General features: G+C 60.1%; 9 protein-coding genes. 5 read left to right on the forward strand and 4 right to left on the reverse strand.

The genetic code is table 11. The features are described 5' to 3' along the window. Positions 1 to 39: 39 nt before the first annotated feature. Both FS804_RS16285 and FS804_RS16290 read right to left on the reverse strand, forming a co-directional pair. Positions 40 to 1,116 (reverse strand): ABC transporter ATP-binding protein, encoded by a 1,077-nt coding sequence (locus FS804_RS16285; RefSeq protein ID WP_144577761.1) that lies wholly within the window; start codon positions 1,114 to 1,116, stop codon positions 40 to 42. Positions 1,117 to 1,451: 335 nt separating this feature from the next. Beyond that, positions 1,452 to 2,156: a GntR family transcriptional regulator gene (locus FS804_RS16290; protein ID WP_144577763.1), complete on the reverse strand. Its 705-nt coding sequence runs from the start codon at positions 2,154 to 2,156 to the stop codon at positions 1,452 to 1,454. 100 nt (positions 2,157 to 2,256) lie between these two features. Here FS804_RS16290 and FS804_RS16295 point away from each other — a divergent pair, with 100 nt between their 5' ends. From FS804_RS16295 to FS804_RS16315, 5 genes are all read left to right on the forward strand, one after another. Then, positions 2,257 to 3,414: an LLM class flavin-dependent oxidoreductase gene (locus FS804_RS16295; RefSeq protein WP_144577764.1), complete on the forward strand. Its 1,158-nt coding sequence runs from the start codon at positions 2,257 to 2,259 to the stop codon at positions 3,412 to 3,414. Next, positions 3,414 to 4,307: an aldo/keto reductase family oxidoreductase gene (locus FS804_RS16300; protein ID WP_144577766.1), complete on the forward strand. Its 894-nt coding sequence runs from the start codon at positions 3,414 to 3,416 to the stop codon at positions 4,305 to 4,307. Before FS804_RS16295 ends, FS804_RS16300 begins: the two co-directional genes overlap by 1 nt. Continuing rightward, a complete protein-coding gene (locus FS804_RS16305) occupies positions 4,307 to 4,831 on the forward strand; it encodes a flavin reductase family protein (RefSeq protein WP_063950015.1) in 525 nt (174 codons plus the stop codon). The genes FS804_RS16300 and FS804_RS16305 overlap by 1 nt, the downstream gene beginning before the upstream one ends. A gap of 207 nt (positions 4,832 to 5,038) precedes the next feature. Then, entirely contained in the window at positions 5,039 to 9,013 is a 3,975-nt protein-coding gene (locus FS804_RS16310) for an autotransporter domain-containing protein (RefSeq protein ID WP_144577767.1), read from the forward strand. 32 nt (positions 9,014 to 9,045) lie between these two features. Then, on the forward strand, positions 9,046 to 9,594 hold the full coding sequence (locus tag FS804_RS16315; protein WP_144577769.1) for an invasion associated locus B family protein: 549 nt from the start codon (positions 9,046 to 9,048) through the stop codon (positions 9,592 to 9,594). Here FS804_RS16315 and FS804_RS16320 read toward each other — a convergent pair. Both FS804_RS16320 and FS804_RS16325 read right to left on the reverse strand, forming a co-directional pair. After that, on the reverse strand, positions 9,591 to 12,731 hold the full coding sequence (locus tag FS804_RS16320; RefSeq protein ID WP_144577770.1) for an efflux RND transporter permease subunit: 3,141 nt from the start codon (positions 12,729 to 12,731) through the stop codon (positions 9,591 to 9,593). The genes FS804_RS16315 and FS804_RS16320 overlap by 4 nt on opposite strands. Continuing rightward, complete coding sequence (locus FS804_RS16325; RefSeq protein ID WP_144577772.1) at positions 12,728 to 14,002, reverse strand: efflux RND transporter periplasmic adaptor subunit; 1,275 nt, start codon at positions 14,000 to 14,002, stop codon at positions 12,728 to 12,730. Before FS804_RS16325 ends, FS804_RS16320 begins: the two co-directional genes overlap by 4 nt.

The following is a 14,002-nucleotide window of genomic DNA, read 5'->3' on the forward strand; positions in this document are numbered from 1 at the left end:
CGTTATTAATCCTTGGCCGCTGCAATTTTCGCCCGGCAATCAGTGGATCGAGCGCTCCGTTTTTGCGTCGAAAAGATGGACCTTGGACGGATCGACCCCGATCCGCAGTTCCTCGTTCGGCGCTGGCCGAAGCTGCGGTGGCATCCGTGCGGTCAGCGCCGCGTCGCCGAGGCTGAAATGGACGAGGGTGTCCGAACCCAGTGGTTCCACCACCTGCACCCGGACGGCGAGCTGGCTGTCGAAGCCCTCGGCGGGGCCGAAATGTTCCGGGCGAATGCCGACGATGACGTCTCGGCCTTCGAGCCCTGTTTCGCGCGATGGCCGGATGGCCGCCATCGGCAGGGAGTTGCCGTCGGAAAATGCCAGCCGGTCGCCATTGACCCTGGCGCGGGCGAAATTCATGGCGGGCGCACCGACGAAACCACCCACAAAGACGCTTTCCGGGCGGTTATAAACCTCATCCGGCGTACCAACCTGTTCGATATCGCCGCCACGCAGGATGACGATGCGGTCGGCGAGCGTCATGGCCTCCACCTGATCATGGGTGACGTAAATGATCGTCGTGCCGAGCTGCTGATGCAGGCGTTTGATTTCGGTGCGCACCTGTCCGCGCAGCTTGGCGTCCAGGTTGGAAAGCGGCTCATCGAACAGGAAGACCTGCGGGCGGCGTACTATGGCGCGTCCCATGGCTACTCGCTGACGCTGGCCGCCGGAAAGCTGGCCAGGCCGCCGGTCGAGAAGGTGCTCGATGCCCAGCATCTTCGCCGCTTCATCGATGCTGGCATTGGCCTGGGAAGCGCTGACGCCGCGCACCTTCAGGCTGAAACCCATGTTTTCGCGCACCGTCTTGTGCGGATAAAGCGCATAGTCCTGAAACACCATGGCAATGTCGCGTTCGCGCGGCGGTAGCCGGTTGACGACACGGTCGCCGATCCTCACCTCGCCGCCGGTAATGCTTTCCAACCCTGCGACCATACGCAGCGTCGTCGATTTGCCGCAGCCGGAGGGGCCGACGAACACGACGAATTCGCCATCGTTAATTTCAAGGTCGATGCCCTTGACGATGCGAAGCGCACCGTAACTCTTGTCCAGCTTGCGCAGGCTGACCGAAGCCATAATTCCTCCTCACGACCGGCGCGTCCAAAATTTGAGTGGACGCAATAGCCGGTACCAACCTTCAAGTTCCCCGTATCGCATCTTCGAAAATCAATCCCGATTGTCCGGCGATATCGTGGGATGGCGAAAACGCCTGTCTCCCTGAGGTCGTGATATTACCTTTCATAAAAATGAAATCAATAGTGTATCAATTTTATTTCTGACAAAAATCAAAAACCATTAAGTCGTTGATTCAAAGAAATATAACCGCAAAATCACCCGCGCGACAGGCCGCAGCGTTCTTGCATGCCGTCAAATTCCTTCATTCGCGTGGATCACGCGAAATTTGCGCAATCTCAACGTATGCGAGAAACGTACCGGGCGACGGTATGGTCAAACCAGGTCCAGGAAACTTCCGCCACTGCACCGTCCTGCGCCTGGCTAAGACGGAGGACGCGGGGCACGGATGCGCCTGCTTTCTGGCCGAACACTTCTGGCGTCCATTTGGGCACGTCACCGAGATCGATGCGATCCTCCGCCTTCGATATCCAGAGGTTGAGGCGAGTTCGGTAATAGAGATAGAGGGATTCCGACATGTTCTCGATGGCGATGGTGTCGACGTAAGAGCCATCAAGCCAGATTTCCTCGATGGCCGCTGGCTTGCCCGCAATGCGCCGCAGGCGGCGAATCCTGTGTCCTTCGGCCGATGTGCCGAAGGCCGGCAGGTCGGCGGGCTTGGCAAGGCGGGCCACATCCAGAACCTCCGCCGTCGGCAGGCCGCCGCCTTCGATCAGTTCAAGCCGGAAGAAAGCGTAGACGCTTTGCGGATCGCTGACCGCGCGGATGTAGTTGCCGGAACCCTGTACGCGCTCCAGAAGGCCGCGCTCCTGCAATTCGGCGAGCGCCTTGCGTAGCGTACCGACGGCAATGCCGAGATCGGCAGCCATATCGCGCTCCGGCGCAAGCTTCTCGCCGTCGATCAGCCGCCCTGCCGCCACCTCGCGCACCAGCATTTCAGCGATCTGGAGATACATGGGCAGGCTGCCGCCAGTGTGTTTCATGATGCAGTTCCTCCCCCTAAACAAAAATTGATACATCATTGATTTACATATTTCTTGATGTTATGCAAGAAAAACGAGAGCGGCCCTGAGGAGGAATTGCATGACCGTCGTACCCGTTACATCCGCTGATCTCGATGCTGCCGAGGTCTCCTGGTTTTCCGCTTTGTGTTCCGATGATTACGCCTATCTCGGCGTGCCGGATGGCAGCCTGCGCTCCAGCTTCGAACATTGCTCCGATATCGTCAAAAAAGCCGAGGAACTCGGTTTCCGCAACATTCTCTGCCCTTCGTCCTATCAGGTCGGGCAGGACACGTTGAGCTTCGTTGCGGGCTGCGCGCCGATCAGCGACCGCATCAATTTTCTGGCGGCTATCCGCTGCGGCGAAATGCAGCCGATCATGCTGGCGCGTACGGTTGCCACGCTCGACCACATGCTGAAGGGCCGCCTGACGCTCAACGTCATCAGTTCGGACTTCCCGGGCGAAGTCGCCGACAGCGCCTTTCGTTACAAGCGCAGCCACGAGGTCGTCGAGATTTTGCGGCAGGCCTGGACGCGCGACACCATCGACCATGACGGCGAAATCTACCAGTTCAAGGGCGTTTCGACCGAACCGGCAAGACCCTACCAGCAGAATGGCGGCCCGCTTCTCTATTTCGGCGGTTATTCTCCCGACGCGCTGGAACTTTGCGGCGCACAGTGTGACGTCTATCTGATGTGGCCGGAGACGAAAGACCAGCTGGCAGACCGCATGCGCGCCGCCAACGAGCGGGCCGCAGCCCATGGCCGGACGCTGGATTATGGCCTGCGTGTCCATATGGTGGTGCGCGATACCGAACAGGAAGCCCGCGACTATGCCGAACATCTGGTCTCAAAGCTCGATGACGAATATGGCCAGCTGATCCGCAACCGCGCCCATGACAGCGGTTCGCTCGGCGTATCGCATCAGGCGCGTGCCCGCGAACTCGCCGACAAGTTCGGTTATGTCGAACCCAATCTGTGGACCGGCATCGGCCGGGCGCGCTCCGGCTGCGGTGCAGCACTTGTCGGCTCGACCGATCAGGTTCTTTCGGCACTGGAGGATTATCAGAAGATGGGTATCCGCGCGTTCATCCTTTCTGGTTATCCGCATCTTGACGAGGCTGAACATTTCGGCACCAAGGTTCTGCCGCAGCTGAAAACCTGCTCCCTGCCGCATGCCTACGGCCGGGTGCCTTCTGAAACGCCAGCTACGCCGCTCGGCAACGGGGAACGCCACTGATGGAACGTATCGCTCTTTCTGACAAACTCGAACTCAGCCGCATCGTTTACGGCATGTGGCGCATCGGAGACGACGCAGACACTTCGCCGGCGCATGTGCAGGCCAAGATCGAGGCCTGCCTGGCGCAGGGCATCACCACCATGGATCAGGCCGATATTTACGGCGGGTACACGGCGGAAGCCATTCTCGGCGGCGGCCTTAAGGCGGCGCCCGGACTGCGCGACAAAATCGAAATCGTCACCAAATGCGGCATCGTCGCACCGGCTGGCCGACACTCCGCCGCCCGCGTCAAGCATTACGATACGACGGCTGACCACATCAACGCCTCGGTCGAAGCCTCGCTGCGCGACATGGGAACCGATCACGTCGACCTGCTGCTCATTCACCGTCCCGACCCTCTGATCGATGCGGAAGAAACCGGAAAGGCGCTCGATGCGCTGGTCGCCTCCGGCAAGGTCAAGGCTGTGGGCGTCTCCAACTTCCGCCCGTGGGATTTTTCGCTGCTGCAATTGGCCATGAGCAACCGGCTCGTGACCAACCAGATCGAAATGAGCCTTCTTGCCACCGATACCTTCACCAATGGCGATCTCGCCTACCTGCAGGAAAAGCGCGTCTCGCCCATGGCATGGTCGCCGCTCGGCGGCGGTTCGCTGTTTTCAGGCGCGCATGGCGGCACCATGGCTGCCCTGCAGCGCGTCGGCAAGGAACAGGGCGTCGATGCGACGGCTGTGGCTATCGCCTGGCTGCTGCGCCATCCGGCAAAGATCGTGCCGGTGCTCGGCACCAACAATATTGAGCGTATCAGAACCGCGGCCGATGCGCTTCGCGTGACGATGGACCGCCAGACATGGTTTGAACTCTACACCCTTGCGATTGGAAAAGAGGTGGCGTGATGACAGTTGCAGAGCCAATCAAGATGCCCAATGAACATGTATTCGTTCCCGGCGGCGAAAACAGCCGCAGCTTTCGCAATGCGCTCGGCGCTTTCACCACCGGTGTTACGGTGGTAACAGCCACGACCCCGGAAGGCCCGATCGGCATGACGGTCAACAGCTTTGCGTCCGTATCGCTCGATCCGCCTCTGGTGCTCTGGTCGCCGGCTAAAAGTTCGTCGCGTTATGCAGCCTTCAATGGCGCGACGCATTTCGCGATCCATGTGCTGAGCGCTGATCAGGATGTGCTGAGCGCCCGCTTTACCCGCAACGGACGCGCCTTTGACGATCTGGACTGGGAACTGAACGACGAAGGCGTGCCGGTCATCCCCGGAACGCTTGCGCGTTTCGAATGCTGCAAGGCTGCTGCCCATGATGCGGGCGACCACACGATCATCGTCGGCGAAGTGCTTCGCGCGGCCCATCGCGATGGCGATCCGCTGTGCTTTTCGGGTGGGGCCTTCGGGAGATTTGCCCGTCAGTAAACCTGCGATGTCGCCGGCGTTTCACGCAAGATATCAGCTGCAGTCGCCCGCATTTCCCGGCACTGATCCGGGCGTTCAAAGTAAAACCCTGTCGTCGTGACGTTATAGCTGGCGCTCACTTTCCAAAATGGCTTAATGCACCTGGTTCGGTGAAGAAATGATTCGCCGAATCATGGATGTCGTTCGGCGCTCATTAGGGAAGATTGAATGTCCGGTTGTTTCTGCCTCTTTTTGGAAAGGGAAACCTCTCCGGAAAGTCTTGCACGCAGAAAAGCTGCCGGCCGCCATTCGGCGTTCGGTACAGGCTGGTTTTTGTCGATCCTGCTTTCCGTTAGCCTTGGTCAGAGTGCTTGGGCGGAAACCCTGAACTGGAACGGCGTTCCGGGCGGCGATTGGTCTACCTCGACGAACTGGGCGCCCTCAGCCCGGGTGCCCGATGCCGGCGATGACGTGTTGATCAACGGCGATGGCCCGGTCCTCGCGACCAGCACATCTGCCATGGCCAATTCCGTCACGGTCGGACAAGTTTCGTCCGGTACTTTGGTAATCAATGGGAGCCTGTTGTCAAATTCGCTCAGCGTTGGGGTCGGCGCGGGAATTGGCGGTACCGTCACGTTCTCGGGCGCGACCCTTCAAAACCAGGGTCTCTTATCGGTCGGCGGTAACGGCATCGGTACCCTCTCCCTTTTACACGGTAGCGCGACCTCGACCGGCACCGTCTACATCGGCGAAGGGGCAACAGGGAACGGCTCCCTGACACTCGACAACTCGTCCACTCTTGTTACAGCAGGCACGATCTTTGTGGGATACGGTGCCAGCGGCGCGCCATCCGGCGGCGGCGGGAGGGGCGACCTGAAAATTCTTGCCGGAAGCACGGTAAATAGCGACAGGGCCGTTCTGGGCGAGGGGGCAGGAACGAAAGGTGACGCGCTTATATCCGGCGCCGGCAGCCGCTGGACGGTTGCGGCCGGCACCGTCATCGGCAATGCCGGTGTCAGCACACTGACGGTGACGGGAGGCGGAAAACTCCTCAGCGAAACCACGACCGTCATTGCCAATCTTTCCTCTGCGTCGGGAAGCCAAGTCACCCTGAGCAGGCTTGGCTCGGCACTGGAAACCGGTCAGTTGGTCGCCGGAAACGAGGGCAGTGCGCACCTTACTGTTGAGGCAGCGGCATCAGCGACCAGCGACAGCGCCATCATCGGACGCCATTCCGCCTCCATTGCGACGGTGACCGGCGATGGGTCCACCTGGGTCACGGGCGATCTTCAGGTCGGTGGCGATGTCGCCGATCCCGGTGGGGCTTCCGGCAACGGAACCTTGAATGTGACCGCCGGTGGCAAGGTTGAGAGCGCCGCCGCCCGGCTCGGCGCTGTTGCCGGGGCGACCGGGGCAGCCAGCATCGATGGCGAGGGATCGGCCTTAACGGTCGGCCGTGGCGGACTTGCGATCGGCGATGCCGGCACCGGGTCCTTGACCGTCACGGGTGGCGGCATCGTCAGCAGTCAAGCCGTCGTACTCGGCAATAGTGCCGCCAGTACGGGCTCCGCCAGGATTTCCGGCGCTGGCAGCACGTTGCGCAGCGGGGGCGACATCATTGTCGGTCGCGGTGGCAACGCTGTGATGTCGGTTGAAGCCGGTGGCGCTGTCGAGAGTAGAAACAGTGTCGTCGCTGCGCTCAGCGGTTCGTCATCATCGGTCACCGTTACCGGCGGTGGCTCTAGCTGGACGATGACCGGCACCTTGATCGCCGGTTATCAGGACACGGCTTCGGCCGAGGTTACAGCCAGCGCCGGCGGAAATATCCGGGCGGGGCAGGTAGTCCTGGGGGATCTCTCGGGCTCATCGGGAACGATGACCATCACAGGTGCCGGCTCGAATATAACGGCTTACATCGATAACGGCCTTGGGGCCTCCGGCCGCATGACGGTCGGACAATCCGGTTCCGGCAGTTTGATTGTGACGAATGGTGCGTCGCTCGATGCCTACCGGCTTTCCGTGGGTTCTTCGGCGGGGTCTGATGGTGCCGTCCTCGTCAACGGCATCGGCTCGCGCGTCTCTGTTGACGACACCTTGGTCATCGGCTCTGCCGGGGATGGCAGCGTTGACGTAACAGGCGGCGCAGCGCTCGCGGCGCCTACCATCCTCATTGCGTCCTCTGCCGGTTCGGCTGGCGTCTTGAATGTCGGCGCAGCTTCCGGACAGACCGCCCGTTCGGCCGGTACCATCGATGCTCAGGCGATCAGCTTTGGAGCCGGCGCTGGCCGGATCGTTTTCAATCACTCGCAGACTGCATACCTCGTCAAAGCCGATATTTCGGGAGCGGGCAGCGTTGTTGCGGAAAATGGCGTGACGACGCTCTCTGGAAACAACAGCTATTCCGGCGGCACCACGATATCTGGCGGTACCTTGAAGGGAACCGCTGGAAGCTTTGGCTCCGGCGAGATCGCCAATGACGCGGCGCTCGTCGTGGATGGCGCCGGCAGGCTTTCGAATGCGATTCACGGCACGGGCAGCTTCGAAAAGACCGGTGCAGGCGACCTCGAACTCTCGGCCGTCAGCAATTATCTGGGGCCGACGACGGTCTCAGGCGGAAAACTGACCGTCAATGGCTCGTTGGCAAGCGCGGTTTCAGTGGGCGACGGCGCGACGCTCGGCGGTACGGGTACTGTTGCCGGCCTTGCTATCGGTCCGGGCGGTACGCTGGCTCCGGGCAATCCGCTTGGTACGTTGACATCGACAGGCGACGCTACATTCGCTGCGGGCGCCAAATATGCGGTTGATATAGATACCGCCGGTAATTCCGACAGGCTTGCGGTGAACGGTACCGTAACAATCGCCAATGACGTAACCCTCGTCGTCACGCCGCTGACGAACCGATCTGCTTTCAGTCTGAACACGCGCTACCAGATCCTCACTGCGACGGGTGGCATAACCGGCGCTTTCGCCCGGATCGATGAGAATTTTGCCTATCTGACCGCGACTGTCGCAAAGAGCGACGACACTGGCACCGCTTATCTGTCGTTCAGCCCGACATCGTCGGCCCCCGGATCTCTTGCCGCGCAAACCACCACAGCCAATGCCCGAGCAGCGGCCAACGCCGTTCAGGCCCTCGGAGAAAATGCAGCCCTGTATCAGTCTGCCATTTTCCTTCAGGGCGGTGAAACGCAACTGGCATTTTCGCAGCTTGCCGGAGAAATCCATCCGTCGGTTGCCATGACTCTGGTCAATCGCAGCAGCCAGACCCGGGACGTTATTCTGGATCGGCTGCGCCGCGCCTTCGACAGCATCGATGCACGGCCAATCATGCCCGTCGCTTATGGGAAGCACGACGGGGACCTCTTGTTCGAGGATGAAGGATCGCCGAGCTTCTGGACCAGCGGTTTCGGGTCGCGTGGACGTGTTGATGGCGATGGCAATGGCTCATCGGTTGATAGCAAGGGCGGCGGCATTCTCTTCGGACTTGATGGTGACCTCGGGAAAAGTTGGCGCGCCGGTGTGGCGGGCGGTTACAGCCACGAGAGGATTGACCAGACGACATTTGCTGCTTCAGCAGAGGTCGACAGTTATTATGTGGCTGCTTATGCGGGCACAATGATCGGGCCTGCGTCTCTGCGGTTTGGGGCGATCCATGCCTTTCAGGATATGGATACGCGCCGCTCGGTCTATTTCTCGACACTCAGCGAAAACCTCTCCGCCAGCTATGGCGGCTCGACGTCGCAGGTCTTTGCCGAAGCAGCCTGGCGTTTCGATTTCGATCTGACCCATGTCGAGCCCTATGCCAACATCGCCTACGTAAACAGCCGCACCGAAGCTTTTGGCGAAAAAAGCGGGATCGCCGCCGTGTCCTCAGCGTCGGCACGCTACGAACAGCTTTCCACGACGCTCGGTGCGCGCATCACAAGGGATGTCGCGCTGGAAGGCATGCTTGGCCGCGCAATGTTCGATCTCGCCTGGCGTCACAATTACGGCGACACTGCCATGGGCAGCAGCCTTTTCTCCGACGGCGGCGAGGCGTTTTCGATCGCGAGCACTACAGGTTCGCGAGACGCAGCAACACTTAATTTGGGGCTAAGCTACGATCTCACGCCGTCCGCCACGTTGACATTCCGTTATGGTGCAGTTTTCGGCGCTGGCCTGATGGATCAGTCCGCTGCCGCCGAACTTGGGGTTCGTTTCTGATGCGGTGTAGAAAGACGCGTTGCGCAAGTGCTATGGCTTTCACTTTGCTGTTCGTCGCATTTTCTCTCGACAGCGCAGCTGCACAGGAGACGTCGCAAGGCGCAGCATCCTTGCACGAGGCTCACGGAAGCTGGCAGCTTGCCTGTACTGCACCCGGAAATGACGATGGCCCCGAGAAAGCCTCTGGCGCGACGCAGGAGACGAAGCGGACCTGCGCGATGGCCCAGGTGCAATTGGAGGAGAAGACCCGCAAGCTCGTCGTTTCCGTGGAGTTCCGGCTCGCCGGTGAAGAAGCACCGGGGAAGCTTGCTGGCACGATGGTTCTGCCCTTTGGTTTGGCCGTCACCAAGCTCTTCTCCGTCAAATCGGGAAATATGCGCTTGCAGGAGGTGCAGGTCAGCACTTGCTTACCGGTTGGCTGCGTTGTTTCCTTCTCGCCCTTTGTCGAGCTGGTCTCGGCACTGAAGGCGGAACAGACACTCACAATCGAGGCGCCCGATCTTCAGGGTCGCATTGTCTCGTTTCAGCTGCAGGGAAAAGGGTTTCCCCAGGCGTTGAAACGCCTTGAGGAAATGCGCTAGGCCGCTACGGAATCCGGCTCAGGTTTCGCGCCCTGTTCCTGCTGTGGCGCATGGGGCTCGACATTTTTATTGCGGGAAAACAACCCTGACAGGAACCGGCCAAATCGGTCCATTTCCACAAAAATGACGGGCGTGATGAAGAGCGTCAGCAATTGCGAGACGATAAGACCACCGACCACCGCGATGCCAAGTGGTTGGCGCAGTTCCGAACTTGCGCCGGAGCCGAGTGCGATGGGCAGGGCCCCGAGAAGGGCGCAGAAGGTCGTCATCATGATCGGCCGGAAACGCCGGACGCAGGCTTCGTGAATGGCGGTCGCCGGCGCCTCGCCCTTTTCGCGTATGAGCTCCACTGCCACGTCGATCATCATGATCGCATTTTTCTTGACGATGCCGATCAGCATCAAGAGGCCGATCAGCGCAATGATCGAGAAATCCATGCCCATCACCTTAAGCGCTACCAGTGCGCCAAAGGCAGCGGCCGGCAGGCCGGAGAGGATGGTCAGCGGGTGGATGAAGCTTTCATAGAGCACGCCCAGCACAACGTAGATCGTCAACACAGCTGCCAAAATGAGGATGCCGGTATTCCCTTGACTCTGCTGGAAGATCGCCGCCGTGCCGCCATAGCTGGTGAAGACGTCCTGCGGCAGACCGATGGTCGTTTTGATCTGGTCGATCCGGCTTGTGGCATCGGAAAGCGCGACCCCATCCGGTAGGTTGAAAGAGATCGTTGTGGAGACGAGCTGGCCCGTCTGGTTGATGGTGACAGGCGCCTGCGTGCGCGTGAGCGAAGCAAAGTTGGACAGTGGAACGAGGACGCCCGACTTGGCGGAGAGAATGTTGATGTCGCTGAGAAAATCAGCGCTCCAGGGTTTGGAGCTGTCAAATTCGACGATGACGTCGTAACTATCGCCAGTCGACTGGATTTGCGCTGCCGTATAACCGCCGAAAGACATTTCCAGCGTCTTGCGCAGCTGGTCATTGGTAATGCCGAAGGCGGCGGCTTTTTCTGAATCAACCGAAATCGTGGCCGCGATCGCGCCATTCTGGGCGTCGGATGTGACGGAAGTAAATGTGTGGTCGCGGCGCATCGCCTCCATCAGCTTGTTCGACCACTCGGTCGTCGTGTCGGCGTTCAGGCCCTGAACCACGAGCTGATATTGACTGGCGGAGCTGCGTCCGCCGAAACGCAGGCTTTGCTGCGGATTGATGTAGGTGCGGATGCCTGCGACCTTTGATGTTGCCTGCCCCAGTTCCGCCAGCACCTGGCTCAGCGGAGCACGCTCTTCCTTGGGTTTCAATTCCACGAACATCGACCCGTTGTTCAGCGGGTTGCGGGAATTGCCGCCGACAATGGAAGTGACATGGATAACGGCCGGATTTTTCCGAATCTGGTCCGCGACCTGCGCCTGAAGATCACGCATCGCCGCATAGGAAATATCCTCGCGCGCCTGTGTCGAAACGGAAAGGCGGCCAATATCTTCCTGCGGGAAAAAGCTCGACGGAAGCGTTTCAAAGAGGAAGGCAGAGGCAGCGATGGACGCGAGAAAAGACGCAAGCACGATACCCCGGTGGGAAAGGCACCAGCTGACCGCGCGGCCATAGCCACGCAGCGTGCGTTCGAACCCGGCATCGAACCAGCGAATGATCGCCGGCGGTCTGGAAGTGTGGCCGGAGAGACGCGAGGCGAGCATGGGCGTCACCGTCAGTGAAACCAGCGCCGATGCCATGATCGCGAGCGTGACGACCATGCCGAATTCGTTGAAGAGCCTGCCAATCACACCGCCCATCAACAGGATGGGGATGAAAACGGCAACCAGCGAGACCGACATCGACAGGATAGTGCCGCTGACTTCCGCGGCACCCTGCAGCGCAGCCTCGCGCATCGGCAGGCCCTCCTCATGCAGGCGCAGAATGTTCTCCAGCATGACGATCGCGTCATCCACCACCAGCCCCACGGACAAAGTCAGGCCGAGCAGGGAGATGTTATCGATACTGTAGCCAAGCACATACATCATGCCGAAAGCCGTGATAAGCGACAGCGGCACCGCGAGGCCGGGAATAATGGTTGCGGTGAGGTGGCCGGTAAAGAGGTATATGACCGCAACTACAAGGCCAATGGTCAGAAACAGCGTGAACTGAACGTCGGAGATCGCATCCTTGATCGCTGTCGAAGCGTCGTTCATCACGTTGATATTCACAGAAGGCGGCAATTGCTGCCGCAGCGCGGGCAACTTCGCTTTGATGGCGTCGACAACCTCTACCGTGTTGGCGTCGGGCTGACGCTGCACGGCGAGAATGATCGCCTGGTCGCCATCGAACCAACTGCCGGCATTGGTGTTGTCGATGCTGTCGGTGACATTGGCGATATCGCCGAGGTGGATCCTTGCGCCATTGGTGGTTGAAACGACCAGCGAGCGGAAGGCGTCTGCGTTGGTGCGCTGCGTATCAGCCTCGATCGTCAGCCGTTGATTATCATCCTGGAGCGCGCCGACAGGCACCTGATTGTTGGCCTGGGCAATGGCCGTTGTGACAGTGTCGACACCAAGGCCTCTTGCCTGAAGCTGCGCCGGATCGAGACCGATACGGACCGCATAGGTCTGCGCACCATAAATACTGACCTGGGCAACACCCGAGATGGTGGAGAGAAGCGGCGAGATGATGTTTTCGGCGATCTCATCCACCTTGCTGGTGGGCATTTCCTTGCTGTTGACGGCAAGCAGCAACACTGGCGCATCGGCCGGGTTCGTCTTGCGATAGCTCGGCGTCGTCGTCATGTTGCTCGGCAATTGCCGTTGTGCGCGTGAGATTGCGGCCTGAACATCGGCCGCGGCGGCGTCGATATCACGATTGAGGTCGAACTGAAGCACGATCGAGCTGTTGCCGAGCGTGTTGGTGGCGCTGATTTCGCTAACGCCTGGAATGGTCTCGAATTGTTTGACCAACGGCGTCGTCACCGATGTCGCCATGGTTTGTGGCGAAGCGCCAGACAGCGATGAAGAGACGTTGATCGTTGGAAAATCCACCTTCGGCAGGGCGGCGACAGGCAGCAGGCGGAAACCCGCAAGCCCGGCGAGCACGAGGCCGATGGCAAGAAGCGTGGTGGCGACAGGGCGGTTGATGCAGAAACTTGGGATCATTGGCCGCCCACCTTGTCCTGCTGGATGTTGGCGGCCAGGTTACCGGCTGTGCGGCCCTTATCGGAAAACTGCTCGACCACAGTCTGACCATCGGCGAGTCCGGACTGTCCTTCGACGATCACGTGTTCGCCGCCATTGAGGCCGCTTGCTAAGGCGGTCGAATCTCCATTGGAGCGGGCGACCTCCACGGGGGTCATATGCGCATGATGATCCTTATCGACGGTATAAACGAAGTTGCCCTTCGGTCCCGGCCGCACGGCAACGGTCGGCACGATGATCATCTCGTCGTCTGAAATGAAGTGAGCCGTGACATTAACGGACTGGCCGGGCCACAAAAGGCCGCGATCATTCTTGAATTCCGCCTTGGCCAAGACCGTACCGGATGCCTGGTCGACCGTATTGTCGTAAAAACGCAGCGCGCCGGACATGGCCTCACCGCCGGTCGCGGCGGGATCGACATCGACAGCGGTATCCTTCGCGATGCCTTCACGCAATTGCGGCAGGTACCGCTGGGAAAGCCGGAAGCTTACCGAAATGGGATCATATTTGGTGATCGTCACAATATTGATGCCGGCGCTGAGATAGGCACCGGGGCTAACCGTGATATCGCCCAGCCGTCCATCGAAGGGCGCGCGGATTTCCATATGCTCGAGCGTCACCTGATCCGATGCAAGCGTTGCCTTATCCGCGTCGATCTTTGCGCTGGCGCTCTCGCGGGCCGCTCTTGCCTGGTCCAGCACCTGCTGGGACTCGGCGCTTTGCTTGACGAGGTTGGCGGCACGCTGGAAAGCTGCCTCCGTCTGCTCAAGCGTGGCCTGATCGGCGGCAATATTGGCCTTGTCCTTGTCCACTGCGGCGCGTGCGATGCGATCATCCATCTTGAGGATCAGATCGCCAGCCTTGATATGCTGGCCGTCCTTCGCTGCGATTTCGGTGACAAGGCCAGCTTGAAGAGGTGCAATATTGGTGATGTCGGCTGCGACTGCCCAACCGGTCGCTGTCGCATCCATTGGCAGTGTCGCCTTGCTGACGGCAATGGTGCTGACCGTCGGCGGTGCTCCGTTGCGCCGCCCACCTTGTCTTTGCCCCTGCTGCCGGGCAGGCTGGCCGTTCTGGGTCGATTGCGCTGCGGTTTCCGCGCCGGTTGGCTGCGGCGTGACGGCAAACTGTTTGAAATAGGGGATTTTGTCGAGTGGCAGGCGATCCCTGAAATACCAGCCGCCGGCGGCTGCGATGGCAAGAACGCTAAGGGCGGTCCAGAAACGTTTCAT

It is taken from the genome of Agrobacterium sp. DE0009 (assembly GCF_007680755.1).
GTDB lineage: Bacteria > Pseudomonadota > Alphaproteobacteria > Rhizobiales > Rhizobiaceae > Agrobacterium > Agrobacterium tumefaciens_B.